This window comes from Escherichia sp. E14S1 (genome assembly GCF_004211995.1).
Classification (GTDB): Bacteria; Pseudomonadota; Gammaproteobacteria; order Enterobacterales; family Enterobacteriaceae; genus Escherichia.
Genome location: NZ_RHJQ01000017.1, coordinates 54382 through 71957 on the forward strand (window position 1 = coordinate 54382; position 17576 = coordinate 71957).

The window sequence follows — 17576 nt, forward strand, 5'->3', positions numbered from 1 at the left end:
AGGACTGTATGGATAGCGCAAGAAAGGATCTTTATAAGATCCTTTTTTACTGCGTGTATTTTGATAATTTTAGTGGTTGTTTACTTTACAATAATGAAAATGACAGTGAGCAAAGGAATTTAACCTTTCTCACCACTTGGCTATAGGCTCGCCATAGAATGCTACTGCCTGAACGATATACCCAGAATCAGTGAGCTGATCTAGTCTATTATTCTCTGCACAATAAAATTCATCGTTTTCAGCCGTATAAATGCGACAGTAACCATCTAACTGTGGTTCTAATTTCCATCCAACATTAGCCAATGTGCCCCATTCCTGATAAAGGCCGGTATTAACCTCGCGCCTGTTATATTGTTCATAATTGTTCAAATCGGAATCATTAATATCGCGCCGTGCTGGAAGTTGTCCCTTTACACTTGCAATCCATGTTAAAGCCCCTTCTTTTGTGTGATAAATTTCAGTGCTATATTTAAAATAACGTTTTACAGTAAAGGTATATCCTGACAAAAATTCACTAAGCAAAAATATAAAACGATTTACTACAACAACTTTCATCCACGTTCGGAAAGGTCACTGTGCCATCCTGACTAACAGTCAGTATTTTATCAGGAATACACTTCCAGGCTACGTTAGTATTGTTGGCCGGGTCATCATCAATGACCATCTTAAAGGTAGCACCAGGGAACAGAGTGTTAGGAAAATGATAATCATCAATCATATAATTTTTAATATCAAAAATATATCCATCCACTAAAACACCGGTAATTGCATTCATAAACAACCCCTCATTGCTGGTAAAATTAATATTTTTATTCCTGTAGAATGGAACACTATGGATATTAATAAAATTAAATGAAATCCGATGTTATTTATGGCTTATATACTAACCTGTTTATGGTTATCTTATTGTTCATTCAATCTTATGTACTGTATAATTTATTACCATAGGAATAATAATTATTATATCCTTATGGTGAAGTCTATAAATATCGTTTTAAATCATTTGGTTAATTAATTTGATAGGTATAAAGTGGTGTGCGATATAGAAATAATTTGATATGTCTGGTGAATTGTTCTTCTCGATGATCGCATAAGTGTTCCCCGTTTCCGGGCGGTCTCTCTCCAGAGAGAATGATGGATATATATGACGCTTTCTAAGCACATATCCATTGGAGGGAGAACTCCAGTCCGTCCAGTATAAGGATGTACTGAAGTCCTCCCTGCTTTTGTGTGGTCAGCATACGGAATCGGAACGCCTCAGGAAATCATCAGACGTCTTGCTCCCAGATAATGACGGCGGTAAAAATCTTTTTCCAGGCTGACAATTTTGACATTTTGCCCTGTATGTGGCGCTTCTATGAAATGTCCATTTCCCACATAAACACCGACATGATCGACACGTTCCCCATGTATTGAGAAAAATACCATGTCACCAGGTTGTAGAAGCATATAAGGAACATGGTGTGCCTGTGGCATGGAATACATGCCGGCGGCGGTCCTGGGAAGGGTAATGTGAAAATTCTTACGCCACGCGTACCAGATAAGACCACTGCAATCAAATCCGGTTTCAGGGGAAGCGCCTCCCCAGCGATATGGCTTACCCAGTTGTGCCATCAGCGTATTAATGAAGACTGTATTGGGCGACAATTTATGCTGTCTTGTCGAGTGGGATGTTTTTGTTTTGCGATGATGATTGACGACAGGAGTGTGTCTGATGTGGTGTACCGGCGATGCCAGTGTTGAGGCATGGTAACCTAACATCAGTAAAAACAATAAAGAACGATGATGTCGATACATAATGTAGACCTCTCGTTAATATGTAGAAATTCCGATGCTGTAAATTCATCCGATGATTTCTTTAAGATCTCTTTGAACCCGGGAGTTGGCACGATGTGAAAAACTGTTAACTCTGGACCGGCTTTTGAACGGGTAGAAAAGATCGGATTTTGTTCGTCTATCATTGCAACGGGAGACTGGAATATCCTGATGGTGTCGTGATGAAATTCTGATGGGAAGTCATAAAGCAGGAGCTGTTACAATGAATCTGCTTTTCTATTCAGTGATGGATTAGAACGTGAAATAAGAATTGTGTTTTCTTAAAGTAATTTACTGTTTGGTGTGACTATTTTTGTATATCATCAATGGTTTATTTGTTAATGAATTGTACGGTGGTGGTGATTTTATTTTACATAAGGCTAAAATATGATGTTTGATAAAAAATCATAACTGAATGAATTTAAATAAACATAAATAAAATAATGTGCAAAATACGGAAAATATGAGAGTCCTGCGTAACACAGGAATGGCGTGCTTGTAAGTCGTAAATTAAATACACATTGTCGTTTATGTAAGTTATATTCATTAAAATCAATAAGTAAGCATTGTCTGATGCTGGACATGGTAGTGCTGAACCAGCCTCAGAGTATTAAAAAAAGATTATTAGTTACTGCGATTAATATCCGTGAACTTACCGATTGGTTAGGTGTCTTGAGTTATAGGAAACAATCTGTTTCGGCATCGATTAAATATCAGCATCTCCCTTCGTGATAACTACGCACTATTTTTTGGGGGCGATGCCTGTATATAGCTTCGGTGGGATTTTTATTAAAAACAATTCATTCTTTTGGCCAGGAAAATAAAAATGAAATTTACGCTAAGTCAGTATTCTCTGCTGACCTGTGCTTTTTTTACTGCTCTGTCTGGTAATGCTCAGTCGTCTACGACCTATATGGAAGCCAGTAATGATGCTATGGGAGGGACGGGAGTTGCATCGTCTCATTATTGTGCGGCAGCACTCGCTAATCCGGCACTGATGACGAGTGCCACCGCTTCCGATGATTTCAGCATGATTCTGCCGTCAGTCGGAGTACAGGTATCGGATCCTGACCATTTGCAGAGCGATGTGGATGCCGTGAAAGATGCCTGGGATCGCTATGATGCAGCTCTATCTGGTGCAGTCGCGCCTTTGGGGGCCGCGACCGATCTGCAACATCAACTGGAGAAATTTAAAAATACACAGGTGAATGTCCTGGCGAGTGTAGGCATGGTCGCGACAGTTCCGAACAGTCAATTACCTTTTGCCCTGATACTGAAGTCATGGGGGACGGCAACGGTGGCAGGAAAGGTCAGCGACCACGATCTGCAATATCTGGATGATGTGACTAAGGGCAAAATTATTCCAACAGCGAGCGATACTGATACGTTGACATCGCGGGCCTATGGTCGTGCGGCGGCAGTGAGTGATGTCGGGATTGCTATTGCTAGGACGTTTGAGACGAACGGGCTCAGGTATTCTCTTGGCGTAACTCCGAAATATCAGCGTGTGGATCTGTTTAATTACAATACCACGGTACAGAATTACGACAGCCACGATTTCCGTAGCCATGAATACCGTAATAATACTCCCGGTATTAATGCCGACATTGGTTTTGCTACTGAGCTGAATGAACACTGGATGCTGGGTCTGGCTGGGCAAAATATTGTTCCCCGTAGTATTGATACGAAAGAAGTTAACGGGCTGAAAGAAACCTTCAGGATTCGCCCACAGGTAACTGCCGGGGGCTCATGGCATAACGGAATCGTGACGACTGCATTGGATGTAGATCTGACGCCGGCCAGTGGTTTTACCCATGATACAAAGCGCCAGTTTGCGGCTATGGGGGCTGAAGTTAACGCCTGGAATTGGGTGCAACTACGTGCGGGCTATCGTCAGAACATCGCTTCTTCAGAGGGTAGCGCCTTTACTGCCGGTATCGGCATTTCACCTTTTAATATGGTACATCTGGATCTGGCAGGCCTGGTGGGCACTGATCGGACATATGGTGCTGTGGCTCAATTAAGCGAGACTTTCTGACAGAAAACAGAATCCGGCTTACAGTAACATATTACTGTTTTAGTACGGGCATATAGCGGCGCTGTGACAAATATAGTGAAGCGTATGCCCGTAGTTTTTGTGGCAGCTGTCGATGTATGATGTCAGTAGGGGGGAACTATATAGCAATACAATAATGTATCGGTAATGAACAGGGATATATTGAAGAATACAAAATGCGCACTGACTAAAATTCTAACGATAAAGATAATCGAGCGTAATCATATTTAGATGATATTTTCTTTTGAGATAAAAAATACCCACCATGATACATGGTGGGAAAATCGAACAATGAGTAGGACGGTTGTAGCAGGAATTACCTCACACAAGAATCATTATTAACAGGATTAAAAATTGTGTATATAGGGCCATTGCCTGATAATTATTCTTATCACTTACCTTACATAAGCACTTTAACTTTGGATATCCATCCCCTTTGTTGCATACAAAGTTCTATCCACTCATAACGAGTATGTTCATTGACATCAATCACATAACTTCGTAAGGTTGGTGAGCTATCATACTTTTTTTTGCAGTGCCTGTTGTTGCGACATTTTTCGACGTGTGCTTCATAAACTGTTCTTTCCGCTACTCTATTCTTAACGGGATATTTCTCTTCAGCCAATGTTCCGCATTCATATTGTGCAGTTGAAAGATCCTGGGCATCAGAGCGAGTGCGTTGCCATTCTGTTGTGCATCCTGATAATATGAATGAGACTAGTAGTAGGACGTGTATTTTTTTCATATCATGTTCCTTATGTTCTGCTTGAGTATCTACTTCTTATATCACACACACTACGTTTGTCTAACTGAACAGTATTGTCGAAGCGAAATACTTATTATTGACCAGTGTAATAAAAATAATATAAAAATAGAAGATTTGTATCAGATATTCAATACAGTTGATTACTTATGTCTGTGATCATTGAAGGTGGTTAAACGTGTCATAATCCTCTGGCGCTTAGATGCTAACTGGCATAAGACTGCTGTTTATCATCCTGGCTGCGAAATGATGACGAAAACCAGGCTACGATAGTTCAGATCGTAAACTCAGTTATGGCTGAGTATGAAATGGACATAGAAAAATAAGAGGAACAACAGTGGCATATACGGCGGAAATCGTGGGGGCGGGTAACCTGAAGTTACTGTAACAAAAAAAGGTATATATCATCAGAGAGTGAACAGCAATAATACTCATTCCTGCCTGGTAACAGGAATGATTTATCTATGATAAATGTGAAGTTGGCGGGGGGGCTATTGTAAAACGGCATTTCTATGAGGATATGGAGTATGATGATCAATTACAAAGCGGGTCACTTTGCCAGTGATAGAAGATAGATCACAGCGGAAATAAAATGGGATCCATTTCGACCCGTAAATAAGGTATTGGCCATTGCCAGTTAGTCTGATAGGAGTATGTAATATTAAACTATTTTGTTCCCCGTCACTGAGTGTGACTTTCTCGACGAGAGATTCATGTTTTTGTATAACAGTCATTGCAACGGGGAGGCACAGGAATTCTGCTACCTGATGTGCTTCGGTCCACTCATTTTTGATCACTGTTCTATCTTGTTCATTACTGATTTGTGCCGCCATAATTTCTTCAAGATAATTTTTTTGCTGTGCCGTAAGAACTGAAGAAAAAGCAAAAGCGGGAAGAATTAGTGTGCCGGCAAAAAGTAACCTGGTTGTCATCTTTGTTATCATATAATTATCCATTAAAAACAATAAAATCCAGGGTTATTGATCTATCAGATACATTCATTTTCACACGAAAAAAAATAAAATCTTGATGATAATTATGAAATCTGGCATCACCTGTCATTTGATTGTATCAATTAAGAATAACAAGTTACTGAAGAATGTGGTTTTGGTTATAACTTATTGAAAGTGCACATTATGATCGGGTACCAAACCATATAAAGGAACATGTTTAAAATTTACCATGTAACTCTGGACGTAGCCAAAGATAACGAGGGGAGCTGAGGAATCATGCAAGGTGAGCCTCGTCATTGACCTGAACTTGTTAACATTCAAAGGTAAGGTTGTGATACAACCTGGTTATTAAAGCAAATGAAAGGCTCAATAGTGCTACATTTCCTGTTGACAAATTAGCTGAGTAAAAATTTAAAAAAACAATAACGCCGATAATCAAAAGATTGTGGAATATAGAGAGTAACTACAATTATTCTTGATTATTAGTTAAAAAATAACATTTCAGTGATTTATAAATAAAAATGAAGAAGAACGTTTATGCCAATGGTAGCTTGTTTCTTCAATTATAGTTTTGTCAAATTAGTTAATAAATGATTTGCATGTTAATTATATGACCTGTAAGCGTTTTGTCAGAAATGATACTGTGGTTGCTATATTGCAGTGTTAATAAAAAATATTCCCCTGCCATCTGGATGCACAGAGGAACAATAGCTAAAGCATTGCATAATATTGAAATTTAATTATTTTAATGTCACTAATAAGGAATTAAACTATTAGGCTACATAAATAATTATAGGTATAGTGTGTGTAGCGTGAACTCAAATAAAATTTAATATTAGTGAAACAAATCGAGTGATTAAATTACGTCTTATCGTATTTCCAGCTCCTTGTGCATGAATGGTCATTTTATAACCTCGTTTGTAAATGTTTTCAATTATCACTGGTCCACCGACAGCATCAATTTTTCTACGAAGCTGAAGAATAAGCTGCTGAATATTATTATTACTGATCACCTCCCATCGTTCTCCCCAAACAGATTGAGCAAGCTCATTTCGTGGTAGAATACTATCTGACTGCTGCTTATGCAGCAGCAACGAAAACAACGCCGCTTCTTTTGGGCTTAATCTGGTCGATTTTTTTCCAAACATAAGCACACCGGTTTCATCATCAAAATTCAATTCAGGGTTCATATTATATCTCCTTGCCAAATATGTATTACCATATAAACATTAATCTATTATCAATACGTGAAACTGGTTAAAACATAATGATTAATAACCACCTGATAACAGAATTCTGATACTGTCATAATTGTTTTTTATGTCCCTGGTGATTTCTTATGTGAATTTTGGCAGGCACTTATGTAAATCAAAAGTTTAATAAGCAAGATAAAATTACTTAACGAAATGAACTATACACAAAGAACCTAAGGTGATTTATTCACTATCTTAAAATAAGTAATAATTCGGGATGCCATCAGCGTCGCTATATCAGGAAGGGGGGGGGCGACATCGAATCCCTGAATCCTTGTACACTGACGAAATGCAGGTTGTTGCAAGTATGCCCATTCATTAATTTTCATATTTACCGTATCGGATTCATATGAAGACTGTACAGTGATGATACATGAGCCTGATATTGACAATATCAGGCTGATCTTTTTTATCTCATTGATTAAGTGAGGGATATGAAACACATAGATGGGTGCATACCAACAAATGATTAGCTGTTATCGATGCTTCAGATTTCGTCCACGACCATAACCAGTCTACCGCAGAACTACCGTTTACAGCCTTTATTCATCAACTCGTGGATAAGGTGACCAATCTACGGTGGTTTATGCTGGCGCTGAGCTCTGGCAATCATAATGGAGCTTCATCGTTCAGAAGTCGTCAATACCATCGCCAGCTCATTTACCACACCTCCTGATGTACCGGTGTTCCTGGCCCGACTTATTGTTGATGGATGATGAAAACTTCATGTTGCGTAGCATGATCCTCAGAAAGGATAAAATCAAATAGCTTCAATGAGTACAGGTATAGTGTTTTATTTTTTTTAGTGAACAATTTTAATCCAGGAATTTAGCTAAAAGGCGTAATTATTGTTTTGAAATATATCTTCTTTTTTTCTTTTTTTATCTTGTTTCTGATACTATTTCTGATTTACAGAGCTGTATATACTCAATTACGAGATTTTTTGATTGTTAGCGATATATTTTCCTGAAAGTGAGTTTTAGTTTTGTAACTGGATTCAGGAATGACAAGGGAATTTAGCTATTGTTGTAAATAATGAGTAAGGTAATTATTGTGAAATATTGGTATTCGCTAAGTATTCTGACGGCTATAGTTACAATGGGAGTATGGAATAACGCTATAGCAATTGGCAAACCAGCTCATATTGATGTCTATGCAGAAATTTCGGAAACAACATGCGATATTAGTGTATCAAATGAAAGCATAGTATTAGGTACGTTCTCAAAAAATGATTTTGCAAAGTCAAAAACAGATGTGGGAACAAAATCTTTTGACTTAAGGGCCTCTAATTGTACCGAGTCCGGTAGTTCACAAGGAACTGTTCCGGGTGATGGAGGGGTTTATGCTGAAGTATTATTTAGTCCAGGAATGGGTATTCCTGGTGAGCCAACATTATGGAGTAATACCGGGATAAACGATGTTGGCGTGGTTCTCAAAGGTCGTGTGTATGATTTTGCGGCCAATACATCCACTATGACAGAAATTAAAAACAATGATTATATTCAGTTGGCCAACGTGTCTAAAGGCGATGTGATAAGTTCAATTGATGGAAAACAAACAACGTTGACCGCATCATTACAGGCGATAAATGCGAATACTGCGTCTGCTCAGCATATTAAAGTGCCTGTGGATTTTATGATGATTTACCAATAAGCATACGGTAAAAGGGTTATGTTGATTAAATTTTCACTGAGTTTGTTGTTTCTTTTTTTATTGCCATCTGCATGGGCAGATGGGATTGGAATTAATGCGTTAAGGATAATTTATCCAGCAGGAAAGACATCAGTTTCGGTAAGTTTGAGAAATAATACTGACAATACCTGGTTGATGCAAAGTTATATTACCAGAGTTAGTGCCGGTAAACCGGATAGTCAGTACTTTAAAGTACTTCCTGGAATTGAAAAAGTTTCGCCAAGAAATGAATCAATAGTCAAAATGATTGCGTTGGAAAATGTTGACAAACTTCCCCGTGATAGAGAGTCAGTTTTTTATTTTATCTCTCGTGGTATTATCACATCAGAACCATTACAAGATGTGATACTACCTGAAACTCAGGCTGGAATTATATTTTCTTTATCCTCACAAATAAAAATGTTTTACCGTCCAGTTGGATTGACGGAAGAGGGGGCTGATGAAGCAGCCAAAGAAATTGTATTTAATCGTACTGCTACGGGCGTCAAAATTATGAATAATAGTCCGTATTACATTTCGCTTCATGACCTCTTTTTTGGTCATAATAGTATAGCTACTATTACTCTGAAAAATATGGGGATGCTCTCTCCCTTTGAGTCTATAGACCTAACGTCCACAAAAATTGGGAACAACCGACAGGTGTCATGGGTCACTCTCAACGATCTTGGTATGGCAGAAATGCATCAGGGAAAAGTTCATTAATATGCGCACCCTGTACTTTTTGTTCATTATCTTATGTTTACCTGTAAAAAGTCATGCTGATGGGTTAAGTATTGATCATACCAGGGTCATTATGAGCTCTACATTGCACAGCACAGAGATAGTGATTAGCAATACCAGTAAATATACCTGGCTTGTGCAGAGCGGAATTGTTCATTCTCTCGGCAGTACAGAGAAACTAACACCCTCGGAAAATTTTTACATTTTGCCACCGATTTTCAAATTGCCATCAGGTCAGTCGCAAACAGTACAGATAATTCGTCGGCAACCGGTATGGCAACATAATCAAGAAACATTACAATACATTGTTTTCAAGAGCATACCTGCAATTGATAAAAAATTTTTTGAACTGAACAAAGTCAAACAGCAGCTATCGGTATCACTGAGTTTAATTATTAAACTTCTTTCACGTCCCGCTGACCTTAATGTATCGTGGGAGAAGTCTGTTTCATTATTATCATTTACGAAAAAAGAACATGCGTTGACGATCAGCAATACCAGTCCGTATTTTATGACGCTTAGCAGAGTTTTTGTCAATGGAACAGAAATAGCATTAGATGGTAAACAGAGAACAATAACCCCTTTTAGTAAAATTACACTTGATAAGGTAATAACATCGTCAGGGGATGAAATTAAATGGACTCTCATCAATGGTCAGGGCGGTGAAACCAGAATGATGACGTACAATTTATTATAACAAAGGATATCTATGCCCTTTCTGCGCAAGATAGTTGTGTTTCTTATAATAGTAATAACAAACAAAGGGTTGTGCGATGAGACTACACAGGGTATTTTCATTAATAAAACTAAACTGGTCTTCTCTTCACATTTAAATAAAATCGTGCTCAGGGTGGTTAACCATACAGCCGAGCATTATTTATTACAGGCAGTAATTCAAAGTTACGATCCTAAAACGGGTATGGCAGCTAATGATAATCAAGTCTCACCCTTTATAGTTTCTCCTCCTGTCCACGAACTACGTGCCGGTGATGATACCTTAGTGTCTTTACTTGCAGTGCCGTCACGCGCGATTCTCTTACCATCAAGCAGAGAAAGTTTATACTATTTGACGCTAAGACTAATACCATCTGAAATTAAAATGTATAATTCGGTTAAGTTACGCTTAGTCACTGCTTATAACATCAGGGTCTACTGGCGCCCGATGTTTGATTCAATTAAGGAAAAAGATATTTATTTTTCTTGCAATAATGGTGAATTAAATATTTTAAATCGTTCGGGTTATTACAGGGAAGTGACGCAGCTATTTATTGATAAGTATAAGATAAAAAAGTCTCTACTTATTAGACCCGTACCACCTTATGGTAAATTGGAAATAAATACTTCTGTTCAACATTGCTCACCTGGCGTGCATCAGGTTTCATGGCGTTTTCGGGATGACTCTGGTGTGCCATCTGATTTATATCAAATGGATTTATAGCGAGTTGTGATATGAATGTTTTGATAAGAAAATTCCCCTATATTTTTTGTAGCATTCTGATTTTTTTTGCCCCTGTTGTTACGCAGGCAATTACGATGCCAACTCCGACATCTGCTCCTTTAGAGGAATATGCATATTTAAACTTTCATGCAGTTGTTGAAGCCACAACATGCGATATCTCTCTGGATAAAACAGAGGTTGAAACGACGATAAATAAATCGGTACTGGCTGCTGTAGGTCCAAATAATGTCTATCCGCTTGATATTCTCGAACTAACTCTGAATAACTGCACAGGCCTCATTGATGCGGGAAAGAATGTGATGGTTGGTTTTAGCGGGCAGGTGGCAGATACTGATCGCACTTTCCGTGCAGCAGATTCGAAAAATGTTAAGTTATCCGCTGTTTTTAATTTTACCGATCAATTTACGGCACCCAACATTGCACATTGTAACCAGGGTAATGTGATTAATTATAATAATCTTACTGCAAATTTACTTCCCTGGCCAGTAACGCCAGCTCCTTCAGGTGAACTCCACTCATTGAATGATAGCAAGGCAAAACTATTCACAGGCATTTGTGTTCCGCCTGATGGTGATTCCGGAAATGGTCAATTTCACGCTGCATTAGATATCACATTATTCTTCATCTAATCATGAATCATAAGAAACTTATTGATCTGCTCTTATCCAGAGTCGAAACAAACCTTCTCAGATTATCATTAATATTAATGATTGTTGGGCCATTTTTTTCCCAGAAATCGTGTCATGCTGAAGATTATTTCGATCCTGATCTACTGGTGACAGACCAGCAGGGCAGCATAGAAAAAATAGACCTTAGTCAGTTTGAAAAGGAATCATCACTTGCTGAAGGAACATATCTGGTTGATGTTATTGTTAATACTGTATGGATATCTTCAGAAATGGTTAAGTTTAAGGTATCTCCCCACGGAGAAAAACTGACTGCGCAGTTAAACCGCGAACAACTTAGTCGTTGGGGCGTTAATACTAATAGTAATGACGCACTTGCAGCTTTAAAAAACGGTGAATATATTGATGATTTGTCACGTGTTATTCCTGGCGCAACGCTTCGTTTTGAACAGCAGAAACTAAAACTTAATGTTGAGATTCCTCAAATAGTAATGAAATCATCTGAATCCTCTCAGCTTCCTGCAGTTGACAAATGGGATGACGGCATACCCGCTCTGATGTTTAACTATATGTTCAGTGGTATGCAAAGTGATGCTGATTTCTCCAACAGACATGCAAGAATGCGTTCTTTTTTTCTTTCATCACAAGGTGGTGCAAATTGGGGACCATGGCGGTTACGCAGTTCCATTACATGGTCGCAACAGGCAAATTCACCGACATTCTCTAACCGATATATTGCGAGAGATCTAAAACAATTAAAGAGTGAACTTACTCTGGGAGAAACCTGGACACAAAATGACATACTGGACAGTATTAATTTTACAGGTCTTAAGTTGAGATCCAGTGATGACATGAAACCTGACAATCAACGTGGTTTTGCTCCTGTTATTTCTGGTATTGCCAGCTCGCGTGCGCAGGTTAGTATTTATCAGAATCATAATCTCATCTATCAGACATCCGTTGCTGCTGGAGATTTCCGGCTAACAGATATCCCACAGACAATGAATAGCGGTGAGTTGACGGTAATTGTCCGGGAAGCAAATGGTAATACCCAGCAGTGGGTTCAACCCTATACCGGACTCCCCGTCATGCAGCGAAATGGCCATGCTGAATATGAGTTTGAGATGGGGAAAGCTATATTTAACTCTTATCATAAGGATGTTAAACCAGCATTCGAACAGGGAACTCTTATTTATGGTTTACCTGCAAACACTACTGGCTATGGTGGCTTTTTGCTTTCTCGAAATTATGTAGCCATGACGGCAGGTGCTGGCGTTTCACTGGGAGAATTGGGCGCTGTATCGATTGATAATACCTGGTCTCATGCAAGCCAACCTCATAGTTCTACGGTATCGGGTAATGCATGGCGACTTAAGTACTCAAAAAATCTTCTTACTACGGGTACAACTATTGATATCTACGATTTTCGTTATGCGTCGCGTGGTTATATGTCCTTCATGGATAGTCAGACTTTACCTGTTATAACTTCTTTAATGGGGAGTCAGGTATTAGGTGCATTATACAGAAACAGAAGGCGTCGCCGGAATTTACAACAAATCATTTTGCGACAAAATTTTAGTCATTGGGGAAATTTGAATCTTAGCGCAATTCATGAGGATTACTGGAATTCAAGTGAAACTGATAACCGTTTTAGTTTTGGATATGGATTGTCTGTTAGTTCGGTTTCTCTGTCGTTAAACATCTCCGTTAATAAAAATCAGCTCACCATGCCAGGGCAGAAAAAGAATTGTGAGGTTTCTTTTAACCTTTCAGTACCGCTGGATACCTTCTCATCCAATTCAAATTCCCGTTATGGTGATCTCAGTTATCAGGCAATTCGCGACCCTCGGGGGGATTTTAGTCAAATGGCCAGCCTTTCCGGAATGTTAAATGACAACTGGAATTATGAGTTTGGACAGTCATCGTCACAAGGCCAGGATGCGATGACAATGTTAAACATGGGGTATGACGGAAGTACGGGTAATGCGCAATTTGCCTATGACTGGAGTCATCATCAGAAGACGGCGAGCGCCAGTGCTACTGGCGGCGTTGTCATCCATCCTTGGGGAGTGACGCTGGCACCTGTTTTAGGGGATAGTATTGCTCTGATCCGCGCCCCCGGCGCTTCCGGGGTTCATATCGTTAATACTCACGAAAATACTGATTGGCGAGGTTATGCCGTGGTTCCATCACTCACTAATTATCGCTATAACGCTATTAATCTCGATCCTGATGGTCTGGATAGCCACGTTATGTTAACGGAAACCGGAAGACGCGTTGTGCCGACAAAAGGTGCTGTTGTTGTTGCAGAATATCCCGTACGCACCGGAAGGCAGGCCATTATAACGTTGCATTATCAGCGAGGTGTTGTCCCTTTTGGTGCGATAGTAAGTCTAGCGACGGATCATAATAAAGGGAATGCGGGAATTGTTGGTGAAAATGGTGAAGTTTACTTATCCGGATTAACTGATGAAGGATACTTACACGTTATATGGGGTAGTGAAATAAATAAACAGTGCAGTACATCTTTCAAACTACCGCACGATTCCGACCGTTATTTAGATGAATTAACCCTGACTTGTCATCAACACCCCCTTTCCTCGAGATAAACTTATGTTCAGATTTATGTTCCTGCTGTTCCTTATGGTCTGTTCTTGTTCCCACGCAGCATCATTCTTAGCAACATCTGTCTCTGATGGCAGCCAGGCGCAATGCGAAATTACTGGCATAAGTCATACACAAGGTGCTGTTTTTCCTGTTGCGCTTGGTGTTCGCTGTAGTTACCAAACACAAAATAATCGAAAATTTGCACTGTCCATTGGGAGTTCCATTACTGTCGATATTTCCGTGAGCTGTAACGGACTTCTGAACACGCCTCCTTCACCATTGGGAAAAGTGTTGTCCCCTACAGGAACAGATATGAGCTCTTATTACCCTTTGGGATATTTGTTTAATGCAGGAGCAGGACAAATTTTATGTCAGATATTTTTTAATAATTCCAACCAAATAGTGAAGCCTGGATTATACGTTGCCGGGTTATTTAGTGATTATCAGGGCCAGCCAGACGCATGGGAATTGGATGGTTATGTCGCAATCAATAATAAGACCGTACCACAAGATACTGGTTCTGTTTACTGTTATCTTATTACTCCTCAAAACACTATAGATATGGGGATTATAAAACCGAATAGTGAGTCAAAACAGATGAGCATTGATGTTGGGGTTAATTGTTCTGGGGCAACCCCTTCGATGGATACTGAACTGGGCTATTCTGTGCGATTTAGTAAATTTAATTGTTCTACTGATTGTTCGTTACTGGGTGAATATGTTCCTTATCCTGGCAGTGTTGCCGATCCCGGCGATGATCCGCAAACCGGTTTTACTATGAATGATGTTATGCAGTTTAAAAATGGTCAGACGACGAATACAAAAAACTATACCACGTTATGGAAAATCAGAGATAACAGCGGAAACCCCAGAGATATTTCGGCTAAAGCATATGTGGATATATATTATTATTAGAATTTAGTTTTTTTATATCAACACTCTCTTCAGGATTAAATCCATAGCATTATGCATATGCACGGCTGATACTATGTTTTATATTATTTTACTGCCATTATTCCAATCAAAATTATTCCCCTTTAAAGCACCATTTCTAACCAGTTTATATGTGGGTGTTTTCAATTATATTTTAATGATTAATTTAAACGATAGCCTGTAATACTTATTACTGTTTATTATAACTGTTTTATGGTTTTTTATTTATTTTGATTTTTATTAATCTTGTTGAATCTAATCAGAGAGCAAAGGATCAAGGTTTTGATATGACTTCAACAGTATATGAAAAAAAAACCACGCATGATGGGTTAACAGTCACATTAAGCATGCGTAAAGGTGTTTATAGAGGAGGCTTATACTTCGACAGTGCTGACCTTGGGTATCTTGGGGATATCGAAAAATATCATATTTATTATCTTTTGAAGGTAACTGATAAATATGGTAATCCTGTTTCTGGAAAACAAATAAAGCTATGTGTAGATGCTATTACATTTCATACAGTCTCTGATTATAACGGTTTTGAACCAGTAATAAACTACTCTGGAGATTTGAAGCAAAGTAATCCTGAGGTTAGTGTCTGGACTAATGTAAACATTGACAGCAATGGTGAGTATCTCGCTGGCTTGCTCCCTTGTCTGATAAAAAAAGGGAACAGCCAAACTAAACGAAATACAGTTGGACCATATACTTATGCAGTCGTTGAATTGGTTTTTATTGTTGATGATGTTGATATTCGAGCCGTAATGAATATTGATGACACTTTCGAACCACTAAATCTTTCACCGCTGTATGATTATCCAGTGGTAACTAATTCCACAGGTAACTATAGAGATATCACTGATACAGTAATTTACTATCCATCAGTTTATGATCTTGAATACCCACAGTTAAGTAAAAAAGTGTATTTTGGGTTTCGTGAAGATGCTATTTACATACATGAGGCAAAAGATCTGGTCGGGGTTTCGGTAGATGAAAATAATCGAGCTAAAATGCCATTTACTGAGAGTGAAATTAATAATCGAGCTGTCTGGGCTTATGGAGCTAATACATCTGGTTTTTTATCTGCACCGTTACGTTGTCGGGAGGCTAATTCTCAACCCAAATCCGAAATTATAATCAGCCCGCAAAATAACAGTAATATCTTTCCCGGGCAGACGGTTTATGCCACTTTCCAGTATCAACTGAAAACCGGTGAAAGTTTTTCCGGAACCGAATGTCCATTTAAATTAAACCGGGGGAATTTTTATCCTCCTGATATCTCCTGGTGGCAGGACGGCAATACCTTATATGGCGGCTGCTTACTGACTGTGAATGACAGCCTGAAGAAAGGTGACCAATTGTCGTGGACGGTTTCCTGCTGCCTGGACAATAGCGGCATTCCGCTTGCCTCTGAAACCGTGACCTGGAATGTAGCCTGGGATGCCGATATTGATGTTGACGTCACTTTTGTCGCCGATACGTCTGCATTAATTGATTACAGCAATGACAGCACGCGACCATTATCTTCTCGTCCCACCATGACCTGGCGACTGACCGTGCCGGGACTCAGAAACACCCAGGCCTGTTTTTATCCCCTCGTGACCCGCATTACTGAAGATGCCATCATCAGCGACGCCTCGTTCAGTGAAATTGTCCCCTGTGCGGCAGACAGAACCAGTGGGGATTATTTTTACGTCATGCTGGACGACTTGGGGAGCGCTGTCATTAACGTGCAGCCCCGGGAAAACCGCACGCTGCTTACCGCGTTCAGCGCCGGGATTTATGGCGTCGGGACGATGGTCAACACCGCGAACTTTTTTATCAACAGTGCCTGGGAGGCTGCGACGGCGCCAGCTGTCAGCGTGGCAGAAGGGCAGAACCCTCAGGCGCGCCCCGGTGATGACAGCTATGGCCTGGCGACATTTCCGCTGCTTTCTAACTGGGAGGCGGTGAAGGAGCACGACCTGCTCGGCGGCGCGGTGTATCTGTTTGCCGGAAAAGAGATACAGAAAAAGAACCACTACACGCCACTGACGTTACTGGGAAAAACGCAGATCCCGCTTAAAGCCAGTGGTGGCGCACCCGATATCGCCCTGTATTTTACCGAATCTAATTTCGAGGCCGGAAAGACTTATTACATCCATGCCTGTCTTGTCGAAAATGCCTATCTGCACAAAGGGGTGAATTATCTCCGTCTGCAGGAAATCAAATTTGAAATTCCGCAGGACCAGCCTGCCGCACCGGACGGGGTGAAGCGGACCTATCGTGCACCGGAATTTGTCTGTAAAGACGGCGCGGTTATTGATGAAGATGATGTGCTGCTCGGGCGCAATGAAATCGGCTATCAGGGGCTGGAATATCGTATTCCGTTATCCGGCGGGCAAAAACACCTGGTGGCGGGCGATCAGATAATGGCCACGGCATATCTGCACGCGTGGAATAAGCAGACGCAGGAAATGGAAAACAGTAATCCGCTGTTAAAATTAAATCAGCCCCATACCGTAACAGATGCCGATATAAATCGGGGCTATCTGACGGATGTTATTTCCATAGACGATCTGGCGGGCTGCGATATGCCGCCGCAGGGCGTGGATCAGAGCACGCTGAGAGTGGAATACTATTGCCAGAATAAGCAGGAATTCTCTTATCTGCGCGAAGTATTCATTGATATAACAATGTAATTAATAAAGTTAAAGGTG

15 protein-coding genes are annotated in these 17576 nt (G+C 39.9%); 9 read left to right on the forward strand and 6 right to left on the reverse strand.

Going from position 1 to position 17576, the window contains the following annotated elements:
* Positions 1–129: 129 nt before the first annotated feature.
* The 3 genes from D9734_RS18450 to D9734_RS18455 all read right to left on the reverse strand — a co-directional run bounded on the left by D9734_RS18450 (position 130) and on the right by D9734_RS18455 (position 1797).
* Positions 130–555: a hypothetical protein gene (locus D9734_RS18450; protein ID WP_240780414.1), complete on the reverse strand. Its 426-nt coding sequence runs from the start codon at positions 553–555 to the stop codon at positions 130–132.
* Positions 515–775, reverse strand: a complete 261-nt coding sequence (locus tag D9734_RS23600; RefSeq protein WP_240730454.1) for an Ig-like domain-containing protein — start codon at positions 773–775, stop codon at positions 515–517. Before D9734_RS23600 ends, D9734_RS18450 begins: the two co-directional genes overlap by 41 nt.
* Before the next feature lie 482 nt (positions 776–1257).
* Complete coding sequence (locus tag D9734_RS18455; protein ID WP_130209563.1) at positions 1258–1797, reverse strand: C40 family peptidase; 540 nt, start codon at positions 1795–1797, stop codon at positions 1258–1260.
* Positions 1798–2641: 844 nt separating this feature from the next.
* Here D9734_RS18455 and D9734_RS18460 point away from each other — a divergent pair.
* The gene (locus D9734_RS18460; RefSeq protein WP_205712822.1) at positions 2642–3853 is read left to right on the forward strand and encodes a conjugal transfer protein TraF; all 1212 of its coding nucleotides are present in this window, start codon (positions 2642–2644) and stop codon (positions 3851–3853) included.
* A 418-nt stretch (positions 3854–4271) separates the two neighbouring features.
* On the opposite strand, the gene D9734_RS18465 is transcribed toward D9734_RS18460, so the two are convergent.
* The 3 genes from D9734_RS18465 to D9734_RS18475 form a co-directional block, all read right to left on the reverse strand.
* The gene (locus tag D9734_RS18465) at positions 4272–4616 is read right to left on the reverse strand and encodes a hypothetical protein (RefSeq protein WP_130209565.1); all 345 of its coding nucleotides are present in this window, start codon (positions 4614–4616) and stop codon (positions 4272–4274) included.
* A 509-nt stretch (positions 4617–5125) separates the two neighbouring features.
* The gene (locus tag D9734_RS18470; RefSeq protein ID WP_130209567.1) at positions 5126–5578 is read right to left on the reverse strand and encodes a hypothetical protein; all 453 of its coding nucleotides are present in this window, start codon (positions 5576–5578) and stop codon (positions 5126–5128) included.
* 827 nt (positions 5579–6405) lie between these two features.
* Positions 6406–6777 carry a winged helix-turn-helix domain-containing protein gene (locus D9734_RS18475; protein WP_130209569.1) on the reverse strand — a complete coding sequence of 124 codons (372 nt, stop codon included), beginning with the start codon at positions 6775–6777 and terminating at the stop codon, positions 6406–6408.
* Positions 6778–7875: 1098 nt separating this feature from the next.
* On the opposite strand from D9734_RS18475, the gene D9734_RS18480 reads away from it, so the two are divergent.
* From D9734_RS18480 to D9734_RS18515, 8 genes are all read left to right on the forward strand, one after another.
* On the forward strand, positions 7876–8493 hold the full coding sequence (locus tag D9734_RS18480; protein ID WP_130209571.1) for a fimbrial protein: 618 nt from the start codon (positions 7876–7878) through the stop codon (positions 8491–8493).
* Between the two features lie 18 nt (positions 8494–8511).
* Positions 8512–9234 carry a molecular chaperone gene (locus D9734_RS18485; protein ID WP_130209573.1) on the forward strand — a complete coding sequence of 241 codons (723 nt, stop codon included), beginning with the start codon at positions 8512–8514 and terminating at the stop codon, positions 9232–9234.
* Between the two features lies 1 nt (position 9235).
* Positions 9236–9949 (forward strand): molecular chaperone, encoded by a 714-nt coding sequence (locus D9734_RS18490; protein WP_130209575.1) that lies wholly within the window; start codon positions 9236–9238, stop codon positions 9947–9949.
* A 12-nt stretch (positions 9950–9961) separates the two neighbouring features.
* Positions 9962–10690 (forward strand): fimbria/pilus periplasmic chaperone, encoded by a 729-nt coding sequence (locus D9734_RS18495; protein WP_130209577.1) that lies wholly within the window; start codon positions 9962–9964, stop codon positions 10688–10690.
* 95 nt (positions 10691–10785) lie between these two features.
* Complete coding sequence (locus tag D9734_RS18500) at positions 10786–11340, forward strand: hypothetical protein (RefSeq protein WP_130209579.1); 555 nt, start codon at positions 10786–10788, stop codon at positions 11338–11340.
* Between the two features lie 2 nt (positions 11341–11342).
* Positions 11343–13946, forward strand: a complete 2604-nt coding sequence (locus D9734_RS18505; protein ID WP_130209581.1) for a fimbria/pilus outer membrane usher protein — start codon at positions 11343–11345, stop codon at positions 13944–13946.
* A 310-nt stretch (positions 13947–14256) separates the two neighbouring features.
* Entirely contained in the window at positions 14257–14859 is a 603-nt protein-coding gene (locus D9734_RS18510; protein ID WP_130209583.1) for a hypothetical protein, read from the forward strand.
* A 305-nt stretch (positions 14860–15164) separates the two neighbouring features.
* The gene (locus tag D9734_RS18515; protein WP_130209585.1) at positions 15165–17558 is read left to right on the forward strand and encodes a hypothetical protein; all 2394 of its coding nucleotides are present in this window, start codon (positions 15165–15167) and stop codon (positions 17556–17558) included.
* The last annotated feature ends 18 nt before the right edge of the window (positions 17559–17576 follow it).

Bases quoted from the DNA above. Each gene is read 5' to 3' on its own strand.
- D9734_RS18450 (WP_240780414.1), bottom strand. From the start codon at position 555: ATGAAAGTTGTTGTAGTAAATCGTTTTATATTTTTGCTTAGTGAATTT.
- D9734_RS23600 (WP_240730454.1), bottom strand. From the start codon at position 775: ATGAATGCAATTACCGGTGTTTTAGTGGATGGATATATTTTTGATATT.
- D9734_RS18455 (WP_130209563.1), bottom strand. From the start codon at position 1,797: ATGTATCGACATCATCGTTCTTTATTGTTTTTACTGATGTTAGGTTAC.
- D9734_RS18460 (WP_205712822.1), top strand. From the start codon at position 2,642: ATGAAATTTACGCTAAGTCAGTATTCTCTGCTGACCTGTGCTTTTTTT.
- D9734_RS18465 (WP_130209565.1), bottom strand. From the start codon at position 4,616: ATGAAAAAAATACACGTCCTACTACTAGTCTCATTCATATTATCAGGA.
- D9734_RS18470 (WP_130209567.1), bottom strand. From the start codon at position 5,578: ATGATAACAAAGATGACAACCAGGTTACTTTTTGCCGGCACACTAATT.
- D9734_RS18475 (WP_130209569.1), bottom strand. From the start codon at position 6,777: ATGAACCCTGAATTGAATTTTGATGATGAAACCGGTGTGCTTATGTTT.
- D9734_RS18480 (WP_130209571.1), top strand. From the start codon at position 7,876: ATGAGTAAGGTAATTATTGTGAAATATTGGTATTCGCTAAGTATTCTG.
- D9734_RS18485 (WP_130209573.1), top strand. From the start codon at position 8,512: ATGTTGATTAAATTTTCACTGAGTTTGTTGTTTCTTTTTTTATTGCCA.
- D9734_RS18490 (WP_130209575.1), top strand. From the start codon at position 9,236: ATGCGCACCCTGTACTTTTTGTTCATTATCTTATGTTTACCTGTAAAA.
- D9734_RS18495 (WP_130209577.1), top strand. From the start codon at position 9,962: ATGCCCTTTCTGCGCAAGATAGTTGTGTTTCTTATAATAGTAATAACA.
- D9734_RS18500 (WP_130209579.1), top strand. From the start codon at position 10,786: ATGCCAACTCCGACATCTGCTCCTTTAGAGGAATATGCATATTTAAAC.
- D9734_RS18505 (WP_130209581.1), top strand. From the start codon at position 11,343: ATGAATCATAAGAAACTTATTGATCTGCTCTTATCCAGAGTCGAAACA.
- D9734_RS18510 (WP_130209583.1), top strand. From the start codon at position 14,257: ATGAGCTCTTATTACCCTTTGGGATATTTGTTTAATGCAGGAGCAGGA.
- D9734_RS18515 (WP_130209585.1), top strand. From the start codon at position 15,165: ATGACTTCAACAGTATATGAAAAAAAAACCACGCATGATGGGTTAACA.